Genomic DNA, 22,139 nt, shown 5'->3' with positions numbered 1-22,139 from the left:
CCGCTAAATATGGAGTGTGAAGTCATGACAAATCAGACAGGAAGCTATCCGGTCTGATTTCAAAGGTTACAGAGCGGCTTTCAAGGTGACTTTGGGGTTTTGAGAATGCTCTGTAAAAGCGCTTGATCGTCGAGAGTGATATTGCGTCTGCCCGTTTCTACAAGCTTGACCCAGCTGGTACTTTTACCAATTTTGGCTGCTAGGTTTTTTTGAGTCATTCCCCGAGTTAGCCGCAGGGCTTTCAGCTTTTCTCCAGAGTCGATCTGCTCTGCCGCTTTGGAGCCGTCCAACGACATCTGAGAGGTCTCAGAAGACAACGGTCGGCGTTCAGATTTGCGAGATTTGCTTGGAACAGGTTCAAGCTGCGTTTCAGATGGTATTGCTATGGGTTTGGGAAGTGGTTCGGCAGCCGAGAGACTAGGTGGACGCATTGCCTTGAGTTCTGCCAGTTTCTGAGAGATCTCTTCGGGAGGTTGGACGAGTATGCGTGCGGTTAGGAGCTGCTCAAAGCCGCCGTAGGGACGTTTGACTAAATCTGTCAGGCGATCGCCTTCTTCCTTCGCACCATCTTCGAGCCAAAACTCGGCAGCCTGATCTGGATCATTGGGAATGTCCGTTAGGGGCATCAAGTCCGGCAAGTCAGGCAAATATTGTGGTGGATAGGTGGCGGAGTCGAAGGTCAGGTGCCAACCTTGTTCATCCAACACTTTCAAGGTCGTTTTCCATTGGGCGACCAAGCGCTTGCGCACTGCAGCTGCTTGTCGGGCTTGCTCTACCTTTTCCATCCCAAAGGCCACTTTAAAGAGCGTGCCTACTCTCACGGGTCCATTGCCGACTTTAGTTTTGAACAATAGCCAGAGAATCAGTCGGGCAGCAGCTTCATGGTTGTACCAGATTTTCATTAAGTCTTGCAGGATGGACTGAGAGAGAATCCCGTACTCATAGTAGCCATTGCCATCCTTACAACGACTGGGGTTCAAGAAGTACTGCGCCCAGTTCCCCGCTTTGACTCGTAAAGTGAACCCCACCATCTCCGAGTTGCCTAGCAAGTCTTCTTGAAAGTGCAGAATGGGTTCAGAGATTTCCCAGAGCCAGGTGCGACTGACACTAAAGGACTTGACCTTGCCCTTCTCGGGCCAAGAAACGTAGACCAATAGATGACAAGGTTGTTTCGCCAGCTCCAGCAAGAGTTCTAGCTTCTGCTGTTTATTGAGCTTCTTATTTTTATCGAGACCGAGATAGCGCTCTAATTGGCGATCGTTGAGGACGAACTGTTGCTCCCAGGGACGCTCTAGTTGCGTGGCATAGGCAGCGTAGATCAGATGAAGACAGGCCGCGCGAATGTCGAACTGATCGATCAAGGCGAGGGCGGCTTCCTCTTCCAGGACAGTGGGGTGTTTGACATGCAGTTCATTCGTAATCCAGAAGGAGAGATAGCCCTTTCCCTTGGCAACACTGCTTTCGTAGTAAGGAGACCCAGAGCCTTCTTCGACCCAACCGACATCTCGCCCTTGCGAGAGGATGTTACAGCCTTCCCAGATCACTTTGTTGGAGGCCATGCGATCGGTTTTGCCGTCTGGGAAAAGATCGGCATGGGTGGGGGGGCGTTCAAAGGTAGGATAACGCCCCTTGCGAGTTGTTTTCTTAACTGAAGATTTTTGGGGGGTTGACTCTAATCCATCTGCTGCAATCATGGCAGTTACGGGCGGTGGATTGATGCCATTTGTTCCAATATGTTTCATGATGGCTCACGGAGATTAAGGAGATCAACTCGGAGCCAGAAATACCACTCTAGGGGTTCTATTCACGATCAGAACCGATATGCCTTTTCAGCACCGTAGCGATTTGCTATGATGCAAATGCGTGGAGAGGCAGCAACCTATCCAGCTCAGAAGGTATATCCTGCTATAGGGTTGTTCTGGCTAAAACAACAAAACATCGAGAACACCAAGGTTTCACCCGCCAAGACGCTACCTTGGTGTTCTTTGATTTGAGGAGGCGTGGGATCGCGAGGTCTGGACCTCAAGGGTTGAAACATAAGAACTCCAAGCGGTTCTAAAGGTGGTAAGCGAGATAGAATGCAGCCTTTAAAAGCCAGGAGCGCCGGGCTAGCTACTCGTGGACTTTGACTGTAAGGACTTTGCGAGCAATCCGCTCAATAAATTCAGAACGAGATAGAGAGAATTCAGCAGCTAACGCATCTAGCTTTTCAACTCCGGTGGGAGTGAGTGCAATCATGGTTGGCTTCTTGAGTTCCCCATAGAGCTGATCGCGCCCTTTGCGTTTCTGTTTTTGAATTTCCATCGGTGTGGCTAGTAATCTTATATAAGAAGTTACCACGGGTTGCCAAGAATAATAGTCCAGAACTGTCCAGATGGATAGAATTGCGGTTTGAGTTTGTCATTGAGTCGCTAGTGCAGTTGCCAAACCGTAAACCAGGTCGGGTGTTAGCTTGCCATCATTTGCGCAACGCTAACTTGCTCGGGGTGCTCAAACAGGAGTAAGTGGGAGGGGAAGCAGTTTCCGTCGTTGATTTTGAGGCAACCCAAACAGCCAGCTACCGCTGCACCAAGCCGATTTGTGGCTGAAATTAGCGGAGTCGTAATGATACAAACCCTTCCTGTTTCCTCCCCGGCTGTCTCTTTCCCCTTTCAACTGACTGAGCAACAGCATAAAGCTTTGGATGCAATGTGGATGTTCCTGCAACCAGCTGTCACGGCGGCTCTGTTTCTCTTAGTTGGCTTTGCGGGGACAGGAAAATTGTCTATCGTTTTTCAATTAGTTAAAGTGCTAGTCAGCCAAGGGAAACGAGTCGTTCTGAGCGCACCCACCAATAAGGCTGTGGGTGTGTTGCAACGCCTGGCATTAGAAAAGCTCAAGTCTTGAATATAAATCTGTTTTGCCACCCTCTAGAAATATTGCGCAACTAATCAGTTCATTCGCTAATGCTGATGGTGGCTATATAGTTTTAGGTGCTTCGGATAATCTTGAGATAAATGGCTTGAGTGAAGATTTTCATGCTAACGCTATTACTCATAAAGCATTGGATCTTCTTTCGCCTCAGCCGCAGGTATCTTATCAATATGTTGCTTATAAAGGTAAAAAACTTTATGCAATCAAGGTTGACAAATCGAATTCGTTGATTGCTGTCGAGGGGAAAATTTATGAAAGAACCGGTGCTAATGTCAAACTTCTAAACCCTACTGAAATCCAGTTCAAGCCAGGTGGGTATTTAAGAATAAAAATCATAAACCAGCAGATTGAAGCATATAAAAAGGAATCGACAAATGCTAAAACCAAACTAATTGAACACTATCAAAGTATCTTGAAAATAATAGATGATCTTGGTCATATACTTTATCCGATAGATACAAGCGCACCAACAGTTAACCAGGAGGGAAAAACTCTTGCAAGAATATTATTTTCCCCTTTTGTTGATAATTTTGAAACATATCTATCTGATTTGTTATATGAAATATTTCTTGCAAAGCCAGTAACATTAAAATTTAGTAGTACTGTTACCATTAAAGAGGTTTTAGACTGTTCAGATTTGCAAGAGTTTGTGAACTACTTGGCGAAACAAAAAATTGGAAAATTGCAAAAGGGCAGTGTAAAAGGCTTTATTTCAGATAACGCACAAATCAATAATTTGAATGTTATTGATAATCTTAAGCAAAATGAAATAGAAAAAATTTTGCAAATAAGACATCTATACTCACATAGAAATGGCATTGTAGATGAGAAATTTCTTCAGTACTTTACTGGAGAATTTGCCCTGAATTTGGAGCATCAAATGTCTATAGATGAGATTTGTGACAAGCTGTGCTACTTGGCTGAAATTGCTCATCAAATTGATTCAGCAGCAATAGCTAAGTATAAACTTGCACAAATGAATGACGAATGATGACAACCCTCTAAAAGAATGTAAAGCCTTTTAAGACTCGTGCCTTTCTGAAAGGATAGGTGCTAAATTGCGTTAAATAAGCTGAAATATTTATGAAGCTACATATACTTCGATTAAATTCAATTGTTATGCTTACCCTGTGAACTTCTCTAAGATGAGAACGTTATAAAAAACTTATATCCAGACATATCACCTGATCAAGTGCCAAAATGCCTCCGACTGTAATGATTTCCAATTTTCTCGTTTCTTGAGGATGCTGAGTCTTGACTTTGGCGATCGCTTCTTCAATTCCGGCTTCCTGAACGATGTAAATCTGTGTTTCACCTTGCAGCACCCATATCGGCTTAGACCATGTATGTCGGGGTTGAAGTACTGCTTTATGAATAATTTGATGGCTCAACTGAATCAGTTGTTCTAAGGCATCTTCAGAACAAAAATCAGCAATCTGTGATGCAAATAGTTCTCTGAGTTCCTCTGTTGGAATATGCTCTGTGACATTTGTTGAACCTAATAAAGATGCAGAACTCGAAGAACTATCCAGGGATTGCAAAACCAGGGATTCAAGCCGACGTTGAATCTGGGTTGTAATGGAATCAAAGTCTGGTTCCATCAGAATGTGCCCTAAGTGCTCTTGCAACAGGCTCTTCAATGGCTCATCGTCAAGAGCAACCCCGCGAGTACTGAGATAACCTGAAAGCCCTTTTCCCAAATCTCGTCCGCAACCCACTTCGCCATTGGCAGCGTCCTCTGCTTCAATCAATTCCATCAGGCGCTGATGACGAGCCGCTTTGTCAGATGTAGCTTTTGGCTGGGCAGGAATTGATTGAGTCATGGGTCGTCTATCCTCATCGTCTCGAAATAAACGAGGTTATCAAAAAAAATGGGTCTAAAACCTTGCCCTTTAGGGGAACTTTTAATGGTTCTTTTGTACTAATATTTTGTCATGAGGACTTTGAAGTTTAAGCTCTATCAGCACAAACGCAACTGCTATTTGAAGCGGTGCATTAATGCGGCTGGAGTCGTTTACAACAAATGTATTGCCCTCCACAAGCGGTATTACCGGATGTGGGGCAAACATCTGAATTGTAATAAACTCAAAGCTCATATTGCTAAATTACGAAAGCGTAACCCATTCTGGCAATTGGTTGGCTCTCAAGCAGTGCAAGACATTTGTGAGCGCATTGAGAAAGCCTATCAACTGTTTTTCAAACATCACAAAAAGGGGGTTAAACCACCAGGATTTAAGAAGGTCAAGAAATACAAATCCTTCACGCTCAAACAAGCTGGCTACAAATTCTTGAGCGGCAATCGAGTGAAGATTGGCAATCGAGTGTTTCAATATTGGAACTCCAGAGCAATTGAGGGCACAGTTAAAACCCTGACCATCAAGCGAACACCATTAGGTGAGCTATTCATGATGGTTGTGGTGGATGATGCAATGGAGCCAGAAGTTGAATTCGCGACTGATAAATTAGCGGGGTTCGATTTCGGCTTGCATGTATTTTTAACTTGCTCCGATGGCACCAAAATTGAATCACCCCAATTCTTCAAACAAGGGCTGAATGCCATTCGCAGAGCCAATAAGCAGCTCTCTCGCAAGCAAAAGGGTTCTAAGAGCCGTGAGCAAGCCAGAAAGCACTTATGCAGGCAGCATGAAAAGATTGCTAACCAGAGGCGTGATTGGTTCTGGAAGTTAGCTCATGAACTCACCAACCGTTTTGATGTGCTGTGCTTTGAGACATTAAATCTCAAAGGAATGCAACGGCTTTGGGGTCGCAAGATTCAAGATTTGGCACTGGGAGAGTTCTTGCAAATTCTCGAATGGGTAGCCAAGAAAAAGCACAAGTTAGTTGTCTTCATTGACCAGTGGTATCCCAGTTCAAAAACGTGTCACCAGTGCGGTCATGTTTTAGAGTCACTGGATCTATCGGTCAGACAATGGCGTTGCCCCTCATGCCAATCAATCAACGGCAGAGATGACAACGCCTCAAAAAATATTCAAACCGTTGGGGCATCAATGGTTGGGTTAGGCAGTGTCAGACAGGCTTTGCCTGCAACTGCTGTTTGAGCCTTTAGAATCCCACGTCCTTTAGGACGGGGAGTATGTCAACGGGTTCTTCAGGATCAGGACCACAGTTGAGCAGTCCAACTCTCAGCTTTCTATAGAATCCTAGCGCACCTGGCAGGGCATGTAACCCGATTCTGCCTTGATAACCCAGTTCGTGGCTGCGGGCGTTCACGAAGTGTGTGCGAAGCACATTCGCAAACTCTACCAGATTGCCCCCAATGCCCTTATAAGTTGGAGGGTTAATGATGAGGGGGCGATTCCAAGGGGCGGTTGTTAAAGCACTGATGTACACTAACCGTCGTCGCAACTGAGATTCAATCTGACAGCGTTTTTTCAAAACATCGAGCATCATCAGTCCTTGAGTGATACCCTCGCACTCGATCGCGTATAACTCATCCCCTGGAAGCAACTTCGATCGACGGCTCTTGCCCACCCAGTTCCAATACTCATCGTCTTGACCGCTTCCTTCCAAGATCGGCTCCCAAAATGTCTTGGCATCCTCAAGGTGCTTGTCAGTCACCTCCGTCAGGATGGCATCAACGATCTTTTGATCGTGAACTTGAAGAAGCTGAATGGTGCGATTCAACGGAGCAAGAGGAGTTTAATAACGGTTCTCATCATAGGGCTTTAGGGTGCCAACCATTTAAACTATCTCTGCTGGAGCAAACTGCCCCTGACTAGGGGCGATCGCCGTGATGATTAAACTCAATATCACCATGCCGACTGTCGCCCTCCATCAAAAATATCGTCCTAAAACTCTGGCAAAATTGGTTGGACAACCCTACGTCCAAACTGCTCTAACCAGTGCCATTGCCCGAATGCACATTGCCCCGGCATACCTCTTCACAGGTTCGTGGGGAACGGGTAAAACCTCTACTGCACGTATCTTTGCCAAGTCTCTCAACTGTCTGAGCTTCAATGGACCCACTGATGAACCCTGTGGTACCTGCCAGTCTTGTCGCTCGATCGAAACTAGCAACAGTCTGGATGTCAGTGAGATTGATGCCGCTTCCAACAACGGGGTGGATGACGCCCGCGCCTTAGTGGAACGCAGTAGCCTTGCACCTGTGCAGGGACGCTACCGAATTTTTCTAATCGATGAGAGCCATATGCTAACTCAGCAGTCTCAAAACGCTCTGCTGAAGTGCATTGAGGAGCCACCACCCCATGTAGTCTTTATCCTTTGTACGACGGAAGTGCATAAGGTATTGCCGACCATTGTAAGCCGTTGTCAAGTATTTCATTTTCGGGCGCTTTCAATTCAGACAATTGCACAGCACTTGCAAGAGGTTGCTGATGCTGAAACGATCGCTGTCGAGGATGAGGCTTTAATGGCGATCGCCCGGTTTGCCGAGGGAGGCTTGCGAGATGCCCTTCAGCTTTTGGGTCAGGTTACCTTGCTCGGTGAAGCAGTGATTGCGAACCATGTCGTTGAAATGACTGGGGGAGTGACGGAAACAGACTTGATGGCAGTACTCAATGCGATCGCCACCAACGATACCTTTCAACTCCTTAAATTGTCACGAACACTGGTGGATTCTGGCAAAACACCCAAACTAATCCTCAGCAGCTTGCTCCAAACCTATCGCGATCTACTCATTCTCAAATCGGCTCCTAAAGCATCGGACTTGCTCACCAGCCCTGTCAATTACAACCCATTGAAGGCAATCACCTCTCACTAGGATTTTGATGCTCTTAATCAATCCTTGACCCAATTGCAAAAGGCAGAAGATTATCTTCGCACCACCAATGCGGCTGTCTGTCTGGAAACGTGTCTGTTAAACTTGATGCTACTGCTCCGATCAGATGCTTCCAACGATGCGAGTGAAAAGCAGTCAGCAGACGAGAACGGACACCACCATAAAGCAGTCGCAGAGCGATCTTCAATCGCCACAGATTAAAATTCCCCCGATTTATCAGCTCTCTGGCAAAAAGTCATCGCTTCTGCTAAGCCGGGAACTCAAAAGTTGCTGAGTCAGGCGCAACTGACCAATTTGCAAGGGGCGAAGGCGATCTTGGAAGTTGCTCCTGCTTCTTTTGCAAAGTTTGAGGCAAATCAGCAGGCGATCGCCTGTATGCTCCAGCGAGCTACTCAGTGTCCGAAGCCGATGACTGTATTGATCAGAACGCTCACAGCTAGCAGAAATGGGAGATCCGGATGATTGCTCTGTTAACTGGAGATGATCAGTTTGCTATTCGACAAAAACTAGAGCAATACAAAGCAGAACTTGATCCGCAGTGGTTGGAGTTTTGCTATCACCGTTTTCCCGCTAGTGCTTTAGAACAAGCAATAAGTGCGGCACGAACCCCTTCAGTGAGTGGCGGCAAACGGCTTGTTGTCGTGGAGGATTGCAATCTTAAGCAATGGGGTGATGCCCAGTTAGAAAGTTTGCAGCAACTTGCTCAGGTGCCAGATTCTACAATGCTTGTATTTTTGGCAACGAATGTGGATAAGCGCCTGAAAATTTACAAGCATTTGATCAAGTACGGTCAGTGTTTTGAGCTGTCGTTGATTCCACCTTGGCGTACAGATTTAATTGAAGAAGCGATTAGCGAAGCTACAGCAAAGCTGAACGCCACTCAAGCAAAGCGCATGAAACTGCGACTGCCCAAAGATGTCATTGAATATTTGGCAGAAGCGATTGGCAATGACATGATCCGTGTTGCGTCAGAACTCCGTAAGCTGGAAACTTACGTGAATGGTCAACCGATCCGCCTGGTAGAGGTACAAAGCTTGATTCCTTGCCAGACTCAGAGCAATCTACAGTTAGCAGAAGCAGTTCGTCATGGGGAACGTGAAGCAGTGGTGCGTCTAATCGATGAATTGCTTGCCCGTTCTGAGCCAGTGATGGTTATGGTTGCGACGCTACTAACCCAATTTAGAACCTGGTTATGGGTTAAGAGTGCAATTTTAAGTGGAATTAAGAACAACACGGAGATTGCTCAAATCTGTAATGTGGGTAATCCAAACCGGCTTTACTACCTGCGGCAAGAGGTCGCAACCATGCCTATCAAATCATTGATCCAAGCAGTCACAAAGCTAGTGGACCTAGAAATGGCGATTAAGCAAGGTTATGTCAATGCAAACTCTATCCTACCGTTCTTGCTGGCGATCGTGCGGTTGTTTCAGCCTGTTCAATCAAAGTAATTTGGATACTGGAATTTAGACTAAACTCCAGTTGGTCGAGTCATTTGAATACTTCCACAGGTCTACAACACTAACCACGTCGGTCATAGCTGAAGCTTCTTTGTAATGTTTAAAGTTTCAGATGGTGATGCCCAGAGCATTAGTTCAGCTACTTCAGGAGAGGAGTGCGCCTTAGCAGCCTTTATTGCAGCTACTTTCAAAAGGCGCTTATCTACCTCATTAGTTAGCCACTTAGCTCCAGCTATACCCACAAGAATTGCGCCAGCAAATGTAGAAGGCGTTAAGCTCAACGCTTGTCCTTCAAGGAGATTCGCTTGGGCGAACGGGCCATACAATCCCCAAGAGATAACAGCTGCAACAGCACTAATAAAAATATTACCGATGAATCCTGGGCGCGTAATGCGGATGCCATTGACTTGCTCTACATAAGGCCAAATAAACCCATTGTCGGTGAGAAGTGCATTAACAACTCCACCTATTGCCCCAGCAACACCTACTGACCCAGTCACCAAAAGAATTTTGGGAATTAACCACAGTGACATAATTGTCTCCTACTTCTTTGAATAAAATGAACGGCGACTCGACCCTAAATTCAGCATCTAGCCCTCACTCACACTTGGGTTGGAGCGAATGATTTTGACTAGAAAACTACACTCTCGAAGTTAGGTTAGCCCCAGTGTTCACCCCTACGGGTGAACACTGAGTCGTTGCAGAAACGAGCGACTAGCTAGCTGTATCTACATCAAGATTGCTAAAAACCTTTCGGCAACAATGGCAATCTCACGGGTAAACCTCATGACTTGCCACTTCACCTCACTCAGTCGGTTGGGAAGTCAGACGACTGCTGCTGGGGACCGCCAATTGTCGGCGTAGTATTGCGCTCGGGCAATCACATCATTCGAGTAATCGCCGCCCGTTGTGCCCTCATCGAAGTCGGGTACCTCTATCTGGTCTGGGCCAGCGTTGTACGACGCGGTGCCAGCCTGAAGCTGGATTGCCGCGCTCCATTCAGGATGGGCGGCGGCTGCCTGGTCAACGAACCCGCGCAGGATTGATGCCGCCTGGTTGATATGCTCCTGGCTAGCACAGTCAGGCCCCGGATCTGTCACCTCAGCAGGGGGACGTACAGTTTGATCGACTTGCATGATGCCGACACCGGCACCGCCGTCACCTAGGCAATCGTTGAGCGCAGAACCGCCGCGACTTTCACGGCTGGCAATCGCCGCGAGCAGGGCAGGCGGCAGGTTATACTCCCTCCCCGCTACCTGAAAGCGCTCGACGAAACGCAGCACTTTCGGCGCGTCCGTCTCGGCCATCTTGCGTGATGATTCACCGCCACCTGGCAACCCGTCGGATTCCGCCGTCTCGGCACTGGCACCCGTAGGAGTGAGCTCATAGAGAATGGCGTTGGGATTTTCTGGGATAACAGCCGGTTCAACTTGCCATTTGGTGCCCGTATAGGGAGGGTCAGTGTTCGGAGCCAAGCCAACGGTACCATCACCTGTCCGCCCATCGAGCCAGCGGGGTCCTTCGACGTCACCTAGACATTTAAATCTGTAGGCAGAGGCAGCCTCGTCAAAAGTTACCTCCCATTTGATGCCCGTATAGGGAGGGTCAGTGTTCGGAGCCAAGCCAACGGTGCCGTCGCCTGTCCGCCCATCGAGCCAGCGGGGTCCTTCGACGTCACCTAGACATTTAAATCTGTAGGCGGAGGCAGCCTCGTCAAAAGTTACCTCCCATTTGATGCCCGTATAGGGAGGGTCGGTGTTCGGGGCTAAGCCAACGGTGCCGTCGCCTGTCCGCCCATCGAGCCAGCGGGGTCCTTCGACGTCACCTAAACACTTGAGAAAATAAGTTCCTGGTTCTAACGGTAGTCCTCCATTTACTGGTGGTGGAAACCCTTCGGCAGGCGAGTTGCCTAACCGGATCTCGGTTTGATCTCCATAAATGCCGTCCTCTGGAATAGGGTCGTTAGGATTGTTGCGATTCCAAAGCTGCTGGAAAGCTAGGATAGCCGTGTTGCCAATATCCTGTCCTTCAAAGTCAAAATGCACGTCATCTGCAGGACCAAACCATTTCCAACCGTGCCGCTCTAGGTAAGGCCGCCAGCCTTCGTTGTCTTCGATGTCCAGAGCTAAGCCACTCTGATGATCACTACTACCTACAGGCGCTACCTCATAACCGCATTCACTAGCGTTTTGGAACAACACCAACTGTCCAGCAAGAGGGCGGTAACCCGAGTTAATTTGCAGTATTTCCCCTCGTTCCGCAATGGCCCGTCCAAGAGCCTCTTTTGCTGGTAGTTGCAATAGGGTCCAGACGGAGGAACCCGTCAATTCCACATTCAAATCCTCTATGCTAACCAGAACATTGGGGATGATGACATTTACTTCATCGATCAGTTGCTGGTCTAGACTGCGGACTGGGCTGGTCTCGCAACCCGTAATCTCTTTAACTAATGCCATGATTTGTTTCTCCAAGAGTAGTGTGACTTTTTTAGTTCAGCTCGATTAACCATGTGTTGTGGCGATACTCGAGTAGCTGTTCCTAGAACCCTCAAGATTTCGTAGATGAAATTTAATCTAAGATTTATCACCTACTTTTGAACATAGCAGATAATTACTAGAAGGAACTTCTTGTAACATTTCTTTGTGAATTGTTCTGCTGTTAGTTTTGTTAACCCAGAAATTTGTTAGTCTGGATACGTGACTTGGGAGCACTGTCGACCCCGATGCAGCTGTAGAAAAAGTAGTCATGAGCTTTCACTGAAATGCTTTGTGTTAGCTCAAAAGTTCACCCGCATCACTATCCAATTAGCGGTCAAAAAATATGTCAACTGAGAAAAAATTCCAGAAAGCAACTGAGTCCCACGAAGCAGAGAAGGTTGGTGGAAGCTCCAGGAAGAAGACACCAACCAGTGAAGCTAGGACAAAACTGATGCTTGGCGAACTTCGTAGAGCAAGGGGACTCACCCAATTAGATGTGGCACTTGAATTAGGGGTCAGAGAATCTACTTTTGCAAACTGGGAGCGGGGACGCGATGGAAGCGATGTGTTTTTCCGAATTCGCAAGCTTTGCGAAGTCCTTAGTTGTAGCTTTGAGGATTTATTCGAGGATTCGCAATCAGAGAACTCGTAATCAATCGATAAGAACCAATCCGACAGTAGAAAATGAACTTAGCTCTATAGATTTCATGAAGATGCAAGTCTTATGTGAGATTATGTTTAAGTTCCTATCTTTTCGACTTTCTAATTCTGATAATCTTTGTCCCCCACCAGTAACGCTTTGAGAATACTTACTCAGTTACCGTTTCTAGTCATTTTTCATAGAGAGGAAGTACCTCTATGAAAGTCTTGGTAGTTAGCGACATAATTATCAACGCATTTTTAGCAGAAGATTTTGAAGATTGTCAAAAAGTGATTGATTGGAGCAGAGGAGGACGAGTTGAAGGGTATATAACTGAAAAGACTCTAACGGTAATAAGAGAGAGAAGAGGAGGAACAGAAGCAGAAAAAGAAATATTTATTCAAAACATTAGAAATAAAATACCTCATATAGCTCCTGAGACAGGAGAGGCTTCTCGTTTTCTAGAAGAGGTAGGAGTTGCTTGTTTCTGTGCAGCTCAACAACAATATGATGTAATTGTTACTGCTAACGATAATCTTTATAGAAATGAGTTGAGTAGAATTTCTAGTCATGTTCCTAGTCATAGAGTAAGAGTTTTACTACCCAGTGAACTAGCACGTGAGTTAGACCTCATTCCTGCAAGATTGAAAATCCGCCGGCTACTAATAATTTTTTTATTAGCAGCACTCGTCTCTGCAATAGGAATTGGAGTTTTAGCAGGACTTAGCAAAATACTTGTGTCATTTTTAGAATCGCGAGAATTAGCTGGTTCTACTGTTGATGAAGAATGTGGGCAAAGGATCCTCCGATCTAACGCATCTAATCAGTCACTAGAAACAAGAGATAAATCATCAAAGAAGAAAACAAAAGAAGGTAAAGCTTACTACGATAAACGAGAGTACGACTCAGCAATTGATTCCTTTTGTGAAGCGTTAAAGTTCAATAGGAATAATCCAGAAGCAGTTATTCATTTAAACAACTCTTATCTTATTTCTCGCAAAATCGAAAGCTACACAATTGCTACTCTCACACCTTCCCAAGAAGTTTTGGCAGCAGAAGTTTTACGAGGGGTGGCTCAAGCTCAGAACGAGATTAACGCTTCACCAGAACTAATCAAAAAGAAGGGCTTAAAAGTCATAATTGATTATAAAGATCAACCTGAAGTTGCTAATAGCACCGCCCAGAAAATAGCTGATAATACCGATATAATTGCTGTTGTAGGTCCGTTTTTCAGTGCTTCAACAGTTAAGGCACTTGGTGAGTACAACCGTAGAGGGCTCGTGTTTGTGAGCCCAACATCTACATCAGAAGAGTTCTCAAGGGATTGCAAAGCTGCCAATGAGTTAGGCGATGGATTTTGTTTTCGCACTGTACCAAGCGACAGTGTTACTACGAGAAAAATCACTAATTTTCTATTTGAATCATCTCCTGCGTACCGTTCGTTTCATGATTCATTACAGCCAGTAGCCATTTTCTATTCAGGGAGTTCTGAGGGAGAGCTTGAAAACTTTCCTCCTTGCAGCGAACCTCCGAGAAAATCTGATGATCCCTATCCTTATTCTTTAAGAAAAAACTTCTGCGATGACTTATCAAATAAGGACAAAGGAAACCTTAAATTAGTCGTCAAAGATTTTAATCTACGCGCAAGTAACTTCGATGCAGGAGAAGCTGTTAACGAAGCAATAGCATCTGGAGCTAAAACCCTCATTCTATTTCCGGGTGATGATAATATTAATCATATCAAAGAAATTATCACGGCAAACCAGAAAAGAGCTATTTTAATTGGTAGCGACAGTCTTTACAGCCCAGAACTTTTGGGAAAAGAAACAGGTGAATATTTAGTTGGCTCTCCTCATCCATTTTTATTTGTTTCTCCTTGGGTTCGTCCAAGTTCTCCAAATAATTCAGCGTTTCTTCAATCAGCTAAGACCTTATGGCAAACTTTTGAGGTTAGCTGGGTTACAGCAACCAGCTATGATGCCACTCGTATACTGGCTTCTGCTTTTGAAAAGATGCCAACTCAAAATCGAACCAAGGGCGGGTTTCAAGGAGCTCGTGATGCGGTTCGAAAAGAATTGGTTAAGCAGCAGCTAACGGAGGGTGCCACAGGTAAGGTCAGCTTTGATCCAAACACTGGAAATCGCAAAGAAGAGACTAGTCAGTTTGTTATAGTTAAATGTTCACTCAATGCAGCGAAAACAGTACGCTATACATTCAGCCAATTTAATTCTGAAGATTCACAAGGCGATCGCTGTCAATGATTAACAAACTAACTGGGAAAGGTGCTTTGATTTGAGAAATGTATAACTGATCGCTGCCCTACCTTTATCGTTAAAGTCACATTTTTATATGAGGACTGCTGCCGCACCCTGCAGAAGTGCGATCGTCAGAGACACTGAGATCCTTCTAGGAGAGTTGAAGGTTCAGCTAGCTAGAAATCGACACGACAGTTTCATGAGAATTACCACATTCTTTATCAATGAAACCCCTATGATCAGATTACTCAATTACGGCAGGTTTTGCAGCCCCATTTGGCTTGGCATGGCGCACGACTGACCTTTGTCGCTCTGGTTCTCGTTGCCTTATTTCGGGCAAGACCGTCAATTTGGCGGAACTGGCAACGGCATTTTGTGGCAATGCCTAAATCAACCTCACTACAAACGCTTGCAACGCTGCTTTAGCGAATTCGACCTCGACTGCGATCGCTCAGTTGGATAGCTCAGGGAATTGAAACCTTAATACCTGCAATTATGCAGGTTTCTGCCTTTCTCCTACGTCGGATGTTTTTTGGCAGTGAGCGGAGACAACGACCATGACCACGACACCGAACTACGGTGCTCTGCTTCAAAGCTTTTGGGCACTCCCGACAATCTCTATTGAGGAACATCCAGATTCCGCTGGCAATAATCCTTCTGAACCAACCAACATCATTAAATTTCTTGGAGAAGACTTGCTTTGGCAGCAAACCATTCCTGCCAAAGAGCCAGATTCAAGAGTGATCTACTCTCTAAGTGGATTGAAGCCCTTCATTCTCAAGGAATCTATCAATCACTGGAAGATTTGGAAACCGGATCAAACCTCACTCGTTCGGGACGGGGATGCAGAACGGGTTCCGCGCCTGCTATTGCAGGCAGAGTGTAAAATAGTGCAAATGTTCGCAGATTACCATGTTTCTGGCCGTTCAAAAAGATGTGTTTTCGCCAGACAAGCAACTTGCCCGGTTGCTTGCTGAGTTGGCGCGGTTAGCCAACAATATTTATAACCAGGGAGTCTACGAATCCCGTCAATACTTCTTTGCGAATGGTTGTCAGCCTTTCAAGATGTTGAAGTACACCAGTCTCTACGCTGCACTGAAGGAAAGCGAGAATGGCAAATTGTTGCACTCCCAAGCTGCACAACAGGTTTTGAAATCGGTTAATGAAGCGTTCAAGAGTTTCAAGGCATTATCAAAATTGTTGAAGCTGGGTGAGTTGGAGTATGCACCCAAATTGCCGAGATACCGCACTAAGGGCGGGTTGTCTCAGGTGGTTTTCACAGGGCAATCCCTCAAGGTTGAGAATGGGTTGATTCGGGTGCCACTAGGTAAAGGTGGAGCCGCTGCATTCGCTCAGGATTGTTTCTACATCCCACTGCCAGAACGGTTGAAGGATGTGCAGATTCGCGAATTGCGGTTCATTCCTGCCAATGGGCAATGGATTGTTGAATATGTCTACCCGTCGATGGAGAAGGCGGCTACTTCCTGCAAACTCCACCCTGAAAATGTTCTAGCGCTTGATCCTGGCTTAGACAATTTATTGGCTGGCATAACGAATACCGGATTAGCTTTTCTTCTAGATGGCAGGGAGTTGAAATCAAAAAATCAGTAGTACAACAAGCGAGTCGCTGAACTCAAATCTATCTTGACTCATGGCAAAAAAAACCTGAAAGGTGTAACCTCTAAGCGCATCCAGCTAGAAACCCACAAACGTAATTGCTATGTTCGCAACTACATCAACCAGGCCGCGCGATGGATCATTAACTTCTGCCTGGAAAACAGGATTGATACCATCGTCTATGGCCGCAATAAACGCCAAAAAGATGGTGTGAATTTGGGGAGTAAGACCAATCAGGAATTTGTTCAGATTCCCCACTACAAGCTATTCAGTCGCATCCAGCAACTCGCTCTCATGTTCGGAATTCGGGTTGTGGAGACGGAAGAATCCTATACGTCTCAAAGTTCGTTTTTCGACAATGACCCCTTACCTGTTTTCGGCGCGAAACCTGAAGGGTGGGTGGCATCAGGAAAACGGATGGTGCGCGGGTTGTATCAAACCGGGAAAGGGTGGCTCCTTAATTCCGATTGCCACGGGAGTTGTAACATCATGCGAAAGGTAAGCACAATGCTGGGGATTGACTTCAGTGGAGTGTGTAGAGGCAAAGTGAGTATGCCTTTTAGGGTCAAGTTTAGAAACGGTCAATTTCTAGCCTAACCTAAGAAAGCCTTGCCGTTCGATGGCGGGGAGTATCACGGGAGCATCCCAGTATCCTGATCGCAATCCATAGCTTTGGGCATCAGATCCTGCGATCGCTCGTAGCTGCGATTGTGATGCGGGTTGTGCTAAATGCTTGATTCAACATGGTTGTCCCGATGGCAACACTGCTTTATTGAAACAAATGGGATTGGTGTTGTTGGATGCCATTGCTCCACCCGGTGTAAAGACTGAATTAGAAACAACTGCTGAATGATACTCAGCTATCGCTGCACACTCACCGATCTTCAGTAATGGAGATCGGTTGTTTATTTTTCAAAAGCGATGGCTAACAAATTGGCGACTAAGAAATCAGACCTGGAACGAACACTGGCAAAGATTAATCGGGAATTCGGGAATGGTTCTATCATGCGTCTGGGAGATGCCAGGCACATGAATGTAAAAACCTTCTCCAGCGGCTCAACTGAGTTGGAGCTAGCATTAGGAGGAGGTTATCCCAGAGGACGCATTGTCGAAATTTATGGTCCAGAAAGTAGTGGTAAAACTACGTTAGCATTGCAAGCGATCGCCCAAATGCAGAAGCTAGGAGGCACTACTGCTTTTATTGATATGGAACATGCCCTTGATCCACACTACGCATCTGCGCTCGGAGCGGATATTGATCAGGTGTTGGTCAGCCAGCCTGATAGTGGTGAAACGGCAATGGAACTAGTGGAACAACTGGTGCGTTCCAAGAGTGTTGATCTAGTTGTGGTGGATTCTGTCGCTGCACTGGTGACAGAGTCAGAGATTCGAGCGGATATGGGCGATTTTCCCACGACTTCCATTGCATGGTTGATGAGCAAAGCGCTTCGACGCTTGATGAACTGTCTGCATAGTCAGTGTACGTTAATTTTCCTGAATCAATTGCGTTTGAAGATCGGTGTCGTTTATGGCAGTCCGGAAACAACCACAGGCGGTCATGCTCTCAAATATTATGCCTCAATGCGACTAGATACTCGCCGGATTCAAACATTAAAGAGAGGGATGGAGGAATACGGCATTCGAGTCAAAGTTAAGGTGGTAAAGAACAAAATTGTACCGCCATTTCGAGTTGCAGAAGTTGACATGATCTTTGGCAAAGGCATCTTCAATGGCAATATTCTCAACGGGTTTGCTGCAACAAATGGACAAGTGAGTAACGATTTTCTGCTTTGTCGGTGATGATTTCAATCAAAGGCAATAGCAGAGCTAACTCTGGAACCGCAAACTGAAACTGAATTACAACGACTACCTAAAACACGTCAGCTTGTCCATAAGATCCTGGTAATTATGGCTGGTATGAGGCATCGACTTGGCAGGTTAACTTCATAATGAATGAAAGAGGATGAAGGGCTGAACTCCAGAGAGCAGGGAGGAGCCACGAAGTTCGATCTAGCGATGAACCCGAATAGTGGAGCTAACTGGTCAGCGCTTAATTGTGTAACCAGTCTTGGACATCAATTCCTCAGAGTTGAACTGTTTAATCCTTTCTAAAAAAGCGCTCTGTGCGAAGCCACAAGCGGGGTTCTGTGGGAGCAGGGGAGAAAATCCCCTTGCTACCTGATTCGACAGCGATCGCTACCGCTAAACCTACATAGAGGCGATTCAAGACTGTATTTCAATTTACTGATAGAAACGCAGATTGTTTTAGGAGACTCCATCGGGTAGGTTACCCAATTGCCGATCGATGACGCTGGGAAATAGATAGAACAATGGAGTGAGGATGTAAAGAACTGTGCTTAAGGTTGTATTGCTTAATGACAACAGCGAAGCAATCAAGTAAAAAATCGGATAACCAATACTCCAAAGAGAAGCTTGACAGATGAAACGGCGATTGGCTTGAGGATGATCCCAGAGATACTGCCGAACGACATAAAACCAAAGGGCATTGTAGACAATTCCAGTGAACGACAGCGTTAAACCATAAGACATCACAATGGGTTGGAGCTTGCCGTATTCACCGATCAGTGCTGTTGGGAAAGGGATAAAAGCAATGCACATGAGCAATATTAAGTTGATTGTCAAGACAATCCGATCGACCCGCTTTAGCAAATGAAATAAAGCATGATGATTGAGCCACAAAACACCAATGACCAAAAAGCTCGTGATGTAGCTAAGAATATGCGGTCCAGCATGAATTAGTGCATCAATTGCAGTCGATGCCGTTGCCTGAGACAAATCTGGCACTTTAATTTCAATCACCAGTAGGGTCATGGCGATTGCGAATATCCCATCACTGAATGCTTCAAATCGATTCAGGTTCATGAATGATTTCATCGGTTATCCCTCCGTTCGTCCCTCACCGTACATAAATTGCGATCGCTCTCCCAAAGCCTCTCCCGATTCCCAGAGGCGCATTCCTAGCGCAAGCTGATTGCCTTCCCATGCCTCTAGTGCCTTCGGTACATCATGATTGGAGTCAACCAAAGCATCAACTAAAGCGATCGCGTTAGCAGCAGCCTTAGCGGTACTAGCAGCCGTATGGGGACGGGGAATAAAAGCCGCGTCGCCAATCAGGGCAATGCGATCGAATGCCATTTGCGGTACGCCAAGATCTAAAATGGCTTGGACAAAGGGTTCTCGGGTGGCTGCCACTAATTTTTGAAATGGAGGCGCTAAGACGCGATCGGCGTACGATCTCATCGCTTGCTCCACAGTCGGATGGATCATTCCAGGGGCGATCGAATACTCCCGACGCTGACCGATAAAAACGGTCAGGATGTCCGGCAATTCGCTTGTTTGGTTGTAATTGACATACCAAACCCAGTTGAAGCGACGTTCCCCCGGAATCAACGAATCATTCTCTCCTGGAATCACATATTGCAGAATGTGAGAATTTGAAAATTGATAAAATACAAACCGTTCGGTCAACAATTTTGCCGTTGCAGGATCGAGTTCTGATTCATCTACTAAGCCGCGATAGGCAACATACCCAGCATATTGGGTCGTGTAGTCAGGCAAGAGCAAATGGCGAATGATGGAAGTCGGTCCATCTGCACCTACGAGTAGATCGCCTGTCTCGTGAGTGCCATCGGCAAACATCGCAGCCACCGCTAGCCCATCTTGCTGAATCTCGGTTAGGTGCTTGCCTTGATGGTAGTGCTCAACCGGAAAATGCCGCCGCATCGAACCATACAGTAAGTTCCAGGAAGTTAAAGTTTGACGCATTGGCATGGGTTGAGCAATGCTGCCGTCTCGGTTTAAGTAATATCGTTCGTGCGCGACCACACCTAAAGGGGCTTCGTAGATTATTCCTGCTCGTTGAAACGCTTCGACGACATCCGGTTGCAGCACAATGCCGCCGCCGCGACTGTCAAGGTTGTGCGGTGATCGCTCGTAAATATCTACCTGCCAACCAATCGAGCGCAACAGAGTTCCGGCGAACAACCCAGCCAATGACCCACCGATTACAAGGGCACGTTTATCGATAGCGTTCATCCGATTTCCTCTAAATACTTATGAACAAACGTGACCGCCATTGCGCCTTCACCTACGGATAAAGCCACTCGCTTCACAGAACCATGCCTCACATCTCCCGCTGCAAAGGAACCAGGAACACTGGTCTCTAGAAAAAATGGATCGCGATCGAGCGTCCAGCATTCCGGTAGGCGACTCTGTTTCAGCAAATCTGAGCCAGTCACCAGGTAGCCTGCCTGATCCTGAATGATGGCAGTATCCTTTGCCCATTCAGTGTTTGGTACACCGCCAATACAAACAAAAAGCCGTCGAGTATCGATTTTCTGTACCACTCGATCGCGATGATTGGTTACTTCTATTTGCTGTAACGAGGTATCTCCTGCTAGCCCAGTCACCTGAGTCTGAAAGAGAACTTCAATGTTGCTTTTCTGAGTAATGCGCTCAACAAGGTACTGCGATAAGGTCGCCGCTAGCGTATTGCCACGAATCAGCATGGTGACTTTTTCGGCATAGCGTGACAGGTACATAGCCGCCTGGCCTGCCGAGTTACCCCCACCCACGATAAAGACATGTTCACCACCACACAGTGGGGCTTCACTTGCACCCGCACCGTAAAACAATCCGACTTTGAGAAACTGGTCTTCATTGGGAAGATTGAGCCGTCGGTACTCAATCCCCGTAGCACAGATATTGGCTCGTGCAATCATTTTGCTGCCATCTGCCAGATCCGTGTAGATGCGATTGTCCCGAAATTCTGATTTTATGCCCTCGCGCAGAAGCAGCAGTTCAATCCCAAATTTGACTGCCTGCTGACGGGCGCGTTCCGCTAGGTCAGCGCCGCTAATGCCTTCAGGAAATCCCATGTAATTCTCGATCAAGGAACTGGTGCCTGCTTGCCCACCGACAGCGTGGCGTTCAATCAGAACGGTGCGTAGCCCTTCAGATGCGGCATATACGGCTGCACTCAATCCGGCAGGACCCGCACCATAAATCGATAGATCATATTCTTTGAATTTGGGTTGCGTCACCCAACCAAGCCGTTGAGCAATCTCTCGAATGGTCGGGCCAAAGAGTTGAGTGCCATCTGGAAACTCAACCACAGGCAAGCGGATATCACTTAGTGTTGAAAGACGAAGTTCGCGGTTGCAATCTTGATCGCTCGTTAATTCAATCCAGTCAAATTCAACCACACTGCGGTTGAGAAAATCTCGAATTTCGTAAGCAGAAGCTGAATCCGATTGTCCATAGAGTTTGACTCTATGAGGATTAGACGATGAGTCTAAATCATTGGTCATAGTAGTATTTCCGTTGTTGTTCTAGTCATTCAACCGATCTGATTGACTTTTGCTTTAGGCAGGTGACAATTCAGCCATCGCATTTTGCAAAGTATTCAGAAAAACCTCAATTGATTGAGCGCCCGATACTACGGTTTGACCAATGCGGATATGAGGAACACCATGAATTCCTTGAGCGATTGCTTGTTGTTCCAAGTTTCGGATCTCTTGAATTCCTATATCCGACAACAGAAAAGTTTTCGCTGCTTCTGCATCTAGACCCACTTCAGTCGCTAGATCCGTTAAGACTTGAACTTCGACAATGTTCTGTCCTTCTGTGAAATAAGCGTTTAGAATCCGTTCTGCCATTGCTGTTGCTTTGCCTTGTTGTCCCGCAAACCACGTCAATCGGTGGGCTTTCAGCGTGTTTGGGGTAACGGTCATTAAGTCGTAGCGAAATCCGATGCCATCGTTTTGAGTGGCTTGAAGTGTGTTCGCATCCAATTGCCGCGAATATTCCCAACTGCCAAACTTCTGGCTGCGATGCGATCCATTCCAGCTTCAGGCATATCTGGGTTTAGCTCGAATGGAGACCAGATTTTCTGAATTTCAACCGGTGAATTTAACTGCTCAATTGCCCGATTCAATCGCGTTTCTGCTACTAAACACCAGGGACAAATGAAATCTGAAGTATCGTCAATGTCATGGTTGC

General features: G+C 46.3%; 23 protein-coding genes and 1 pseudogene. 13 read left to right on the top strand and 11 right to left on the bottom strand.

The window, feature by feature from the left end; translation table 11 throughout:
- Window positions 1-80 precede the first annotated feature (80 nt).
- Window positions 81-1,742 (bottom strand): helix-turn-helix transcriptional regulator, encoded by a 1,662-nt coding sequence (locus H6F72_RS12145; protein ID WP_190435402.1) that lies wholly within the window; start codon window positions 1,740-1,742, stop codon window positions 81-83.
- Window positions 1,743-1,850: 108 nt separating this feature from the next.
- Between H6F72_RS12145 and H6F72_RS12140 the strand changes: the two genes are divergently transcribed.
- Window positions 1,851-1,994 (top strand): hypothetical protein, encoded by a 144-nt coding sequence (locus tag H6F72_RS12140; protein WP_190435400.1) that lies wholly within the window; start codon window positions 1,851-1,853, stop codon window positions 1,992-1,994.
- A 118-nt stretch (window positions 1,995-2,112) separates the two neighbouring features.
- Here the strand turns inward: H6F72_RS12140 and H6F72_RS12135 are convergent, their stop codons facing one another.
- Window positions 2,113-2,304, bottom strand: coding sequence for a hypothetical protein (locus H6F72_RS12135; RefSeq protein WP_190435395.1), 192 nt, complete (start codon window positions 2,302-2,304; stop codon window positions 2,113-2,115).
- A 300-nt stretch (window positions 2,305-2,604) separates the two neighbouring features.
- On the opposite strand from H6F72_RS12135, the gene H6F72_RS12130 reads away from it, so the two are divergent.
- Both H6F72_RS12130 and H6F72_RS12125 read left to right on the top strand, forming a co-directional pair.
- Window positions 2,605-2,886, top strand: a complete 282-nt coding sequence (locus H6F72_RS12130; protein ID WP_190435392.1) for an AAA family ATPase — start codon at window positions 2,605-2,607, stop codon at window positions 2,884-2,886.
- Window positions 2,887-2,899: 13 nt separating this feature from the next.
- Window positions 2,900-3,904 (top strand): ATP-binding protein, encoded by a 1,005-nt coding sequence (locus H6F72_RS12125; protein ID WP_190435389.1) that lies wholly within the window; start codon window positions 2,900-2,902, stop codon window positions 3,902-3,904.
- A gap of 163 nt (window positions 3,905-4,067) precedes the next feature.
- Here H6F72_RS12125 and H6F72_RS12120 read toward each other — a convergent pair whose 3' ends face one another.
- The gene (locus H6F72_RS12120; RefSeq protein ID WP_190435386.1) at window positions 4,068-4,736 is read right to left on the bottom strand and encodes a hypothetical protein; all 669 of its coding nucleotides are present in this window, start codon (window positions 4,734-4,736) and stop codon (window positions 4,068-4,070) included.
- Between the two features lie 111 nt (window positions 4,737-4,847).
- On the opposite strand from H6F72_RS12120, the gene H6F72_RS12115 reads away from it, so the two are divergent.
- Entirely contained in the window at window positions 4,848-5,972 is a 1,125-nt protein-coding gene (locus H6F72_RS12115; RefSeq protein WP_190435383.1) for an RNA-guided endonuclease TnpB family protein, read from the top strand.
- Between the two features lie 4 nt (window positions 5,973-5,976).
- Here the strand turns inward: H6F72_RS12115 and H6F72_RS12110 are convergent, their stop codons facing one another.
- Window positions 5,977-6,558: a hypothetical protein gene (locus tag H6F72_RS12110; RefSeq protein ID WP_190435381.1), complete on the bottom strand. Its 582-nt coding sequence runs from the start codon at window positions 6,556-6,558 to the stop codon at window positions 5,977-5,979.
- Window positions 6,559-6,667: 109 nt separating this feature from the next.
- On the opposite strand from H6F72_RS12110, the gene dnaX reads away from it, so the two are divergent.
- From dnaX to holA, 3 genes are all read left to right on the top strand, one after another.
- A complete protein-coding gene (gene dnaX / locus H6F72_RS12105) occupies window positions 6,668-7,654 on the top strand; it encodes a DNA polymerase III subunit gamma/tau (protein WP_242016905.1) in 987 nt (328 codons plus the stop codon).
- Between the two features lie 24 nt (window positions 7,655-7,678).
- Window positions 7,679-7,873 (top strand): hypothetical protein, encoded by a 195-nt coding sequence (locus H6F72_RS29965; RefSeq protein ID WP_206755434.1) that lies wholly within the window; start codon window positions 7,679-7,681, stop codon window positions 7,871-7,873.
- A 257-nt stretch (window positions 7,874-8,130) separates the two neighbouring features.
- A complete protein-coding gene (gene holA, locus H6F72_RS12100) occupies window positions 8,131-9,120 on the top strand; it encodes a DNA polymerase III subunit delta (RefSeq protein WP_190435378.1) in 990 nt (329 codons plus the stop codon).
- A gap of 83 nt (window positions 9,121-9,203) precedes the next feature.
- Here holA and H6F72_RS12095 read toward each other — a convergent pair whose 3' ends face one another.
- Together H6F72_RS12095 and H6F72_RS12090 are read right to left on the bottom strand one after the other, a co-directional pair.
- On the bottom strand, window positions 9,204-9,662 hold the full coding sequence (locus H6F72_RS12095) for a hypothetical protein (RefSeq protein WP_190435375.1): 459 nt from the start codon (window positions 9,660-9,662) through the stop codon (window positions 9,204-9,206).
- A 291-nt stretch (window positions 9,663-9,953) separates the two neighbouring features.
- Entirely contained in the window at window positions 9,954-11,585 is a 1,632-nt protein-coding gene (locus H6F72_RS12090) for a D-alanyl-D-alanine carboxypeptidase family protein (protein ID WP_190435372.1), read from the bottom strand.
- 364 nt (window positions 11,586-11,949) lie between these two features.
- On the opposite strand from H6F72_RS12090, the gene H6F72_RS12085 reads away from it, so the two are divergent.
- The 6 genes and pseudogenes from H6F72_RS12085 to recA all read left to right on the top strand — a co-directional run bounded on the left by H6F72_RS12085 (window position 11,950) and on the right by recA (window position 17,918).
- Entirely contained in the window at window positions 11,950-12,258 is a 309-nt protein-coding gene (locus H6F72_RS12085; RefSeq protein WP_242016904.1) for a helix-turn-helix domain-containing protein, read from the top strand.
- A gap of 206 nt (window positions 12,259-12,464) precedes the next feature.
- On the top strand, window positions 12,465-14,507 hold the full coding sequence (locus H6F72_RS12080; RefSeq protein WP_190435371.1) for an ABC transporter substrate-binding protein: 2,043 nt from the start codon (window positions 12,465-12,467) through the stop codon (window positions 14,505-14,507).
- A gap of 237 nt (window positions 14,508-14,744) precedes the next feature.
- Window positions 14,745-14,943, top strand: a pseudogene (locus tag H6F72_RS12075) (IS4 family transposase); the annotation flags it as partial.
- 470 nt (window positions 14,944-15,413) lie between these two features.
- A complete protein-coding gene (locus H6F72_RS12065) occupies window positions 15,414-16,112 on the top strand; it encodes a transposase (RefSeq protein ID WP_190435363.1) in 699 nt (232 codons plus the stop codon).
- Window positions 16,113-16,145: 33 nt separating this feature from the next.
- On the top strand, window positions 16,146-16,715 hold the full coding sequence (locus tag H6F72_RS12060) for an IS200/IS605 family accessory protein TnpB-related protein (RefSeq protein WP_199299058.1): 570 nt from the start codon (window positions 16,146-16,148) through the stop codon (window positions 16,713-16,715).
- 324 nt (window positions 16,716-17,039) lie between these two features.
- Window positions 17,040-17,918, top strand: coding sequence for a recombinase RecA (gene recA, locus H6F72_RS12055; RefSeq protein WP_190435360.1), 879 nt, complete (start codon window positions 17,040-17,042; stop codon window positions 17,916-17,918).
- A gap of 465 nt (window positions 17,919-18,383) precedes the next feature.
- Here the strand turns inward: recA and H6F72_RS12050 are convergent, their stop codons facing one another.
- Genes H6F72_RS12050 through H6F72_RS30745 form a run of 5 tightly spaced genes read right to left on the bottom strand, consistent with a single transcriptional unit; the run spans window position 18,384 to window position 22,074 of the window.
- The gene (locus H6F72_RS12050) at window positions 18,384-19,013 is read right to left on the bottom strand and encodes a TMEM175 family protein (protein WP_190435357.1); all 630 of its coding nucleotides are present in this window, start codon (window positions 19,011-19,013) and stop codon (window positions 18,384-18,386) included.
- A 3-nt stretch (window positions 19,014-19,016) separates the two neighbouring features.
- Complete coding sequence (locus H6F72_RS12045; protein WP_190435354.1) at window positions 19,017-20,174, bottom strand: FAD binding domain-containing protein; 1,158 nt, start codon at window positions 20,172-20,174, stop codon at window positions 19,017-19,019.
- A complete protein-coding gene (locus tag H6F72_RS12040) occupies window positions 20,171-21,448 on the bottom strand; it encodes an NAD(P)/FAD-dependent oxidoreductase (RefSeq protein ID WP_190435351.1) in 1,278 nt (425 codons plus the stop codon). The genes H6F72_RS12045 and H6F72_RS12040 overlap by 4 nt, the downstream gene beginning before the upstream one ends.
- Before the next feature lie 54 nt (window positions 21,449-21,502).
- Window positions 21,503-21,931, bottom strand: coding sequence for a DsbA family protein (locus tag H6F72_RS12035; RefSeq protein ID WP_255527332.1), 429 nt, complete (start codon window positions 21,929-21,931; stop codon window positions 21,503-21,505).
- Complete coding sequence (locus tag H6F72_RS30745; RefSeq protein WP_255527333.1) at window positions 21,871-22,074, bottom strand: hypothetical protein; 204 nt, start codon at window positions 22,072-22,074, stop codon at window positions 21,871-21,873. The genes H6F72_RS12035 and H6F72_RS30745 overlap by 61 nt, the downstream gene beginning before the upstream one ends.
- Between the last annotated feature and the right edge of the window lie 65 nt (window positions 22,075-22,139).

This window comes from Trichocoleus sp. FACHB-46 (assembly GCF_014695385.1).
GTDB lineage: Bacteria > Cyanobacteriota > Cyanobacteriia > FACHB-46 > FACHB-46 > Trichocoleus.
The sequence above is the reverse complement of the archived record's forward strand: the minus strand, read 5'-3'. Positions and strand labels throughout refer to the sequence as shown.

Excerpts from the sequence above, each read along its gene's own strand:
- H6F72_RS12145 (WP_190435402.1), bottom strand. The coding sequence starts at position 1,742 with ATGAAACATATTGGAACAAATGGCATCAATCCACCGCCCGTAACTGCC.
- H6F72_RS12140 (WP_190435400.1), top strand. The coding sequence starts at position 1,851 with ATGATGCAAATGCGTGGAGAGGCAGCAACCTATCCAGCTCAGAAGGTA.
- H6F72_RS12135 (WP_190435395.1), bottom strand. The coding sequence starts at position 2,304 with ATGGAAATTCAAAAACAGAAACGCAAAGGGCGCGATCAGCTCTATGGG.
- H6F72_RS12130 (WP_190435392.1), top strand. The coding sequence starts at position 2,605 with ATGATACAAACCCTTCCTGTTTCCTCCCCGGCTGTCTCTTTCCCCTTT.
- H6F72_RS12120 (WP_190435386.1), bottom strand. The coding sequence starts at position 4,736 with ATGACTCAATCAATTCCTGCCCAGCCAAAAGCTACATCTGACAAAGCG.
- H6F72_RS12115 (WP_190435383.1), top strand. The coding sequence starts at position 4,848 with ATGAGGACTTTGAAGTTTAAGCTCTATCAGCACAAACGCAACTGCTAT.
- dnaX (WP_242016905.1), top strand. The coding sequence starts at position 6,668 with ATGATTAAACTCAATATCACCATGCCGACTGTCGCCCTCCATCAAAAA.
- holA (WP_190435378.1), top strand. The coding sequence starts at position 8,131 with ATGATTGCTCTGTTAACTGGAGATGATCAGTTTGCTATTCGACAAAAA.
- H6F72_RS12095 (WP_190435375.1), bottom strand. The coding sequence starts at position 9,662 with ATGTCACTGTGGTTAATTCCCAAAATTCTTTTGGTGACTGGGTCAGTA.
- H6F72_RS12090 (WP_190435372.1), bottom strand. The coding sequence starts at position 11,585 with ATGGCATTAGTTAAAGAGATTACGGGTTGCGAGACCAGCCCAGTCCGC.
- H6F72_RS12085 (WP_242016904.1), top strand. The coding sequence starts at position 11,950 with ATGTCAACTGAGAAAAAATTCCAGAAAGCAACTGAGTCCCACGAAGCA.
- H6F72_RS12080 (WP_190435371.1), top strand. The coding sequence starts at position 12,465 with ATGAAAGTCTTGGTAGTTAGCGACATAATTATCAACGCATTTTTAGCA.
- H6F72_RS12065 (WP_190435363.1), top strand. The coding sequence starts at position 15,414 with ATGTTTCTGGCCGTTCAAAAAGATGTGTTTTCGCCAGACAAGCAACTT.
- recA (WP_190435360.1), top strand. The coding sequence starts at position 17,040 with ATGGCTAACAAATTGGCGACTAAGAAATCAGACCTGGAACGAACACTG.
- H6F72_RS12050 (WP_190435357.1), bottom strand. The coding sequence starts at position 19,013 with ATGAAATCATTCATGAACCTGAATCGATTTGAAGCATTCAGTGATGGG.
- H6F72_RS12045 (WP_190435354.1), bottom strand. The coding sequence starts at position 20,174 with ATGAACGCTATCGATAAACGTGCCCTTGTAATCGGTGGGTCATTGGCT.
- H6F72_RS12040 (WP_190435351.1), bottom strand. The coding sequence starts at position 21,448 with ATGACCAATGATTTAGACTCATCGTCTAATCCTCATAGAGTCAAACTC.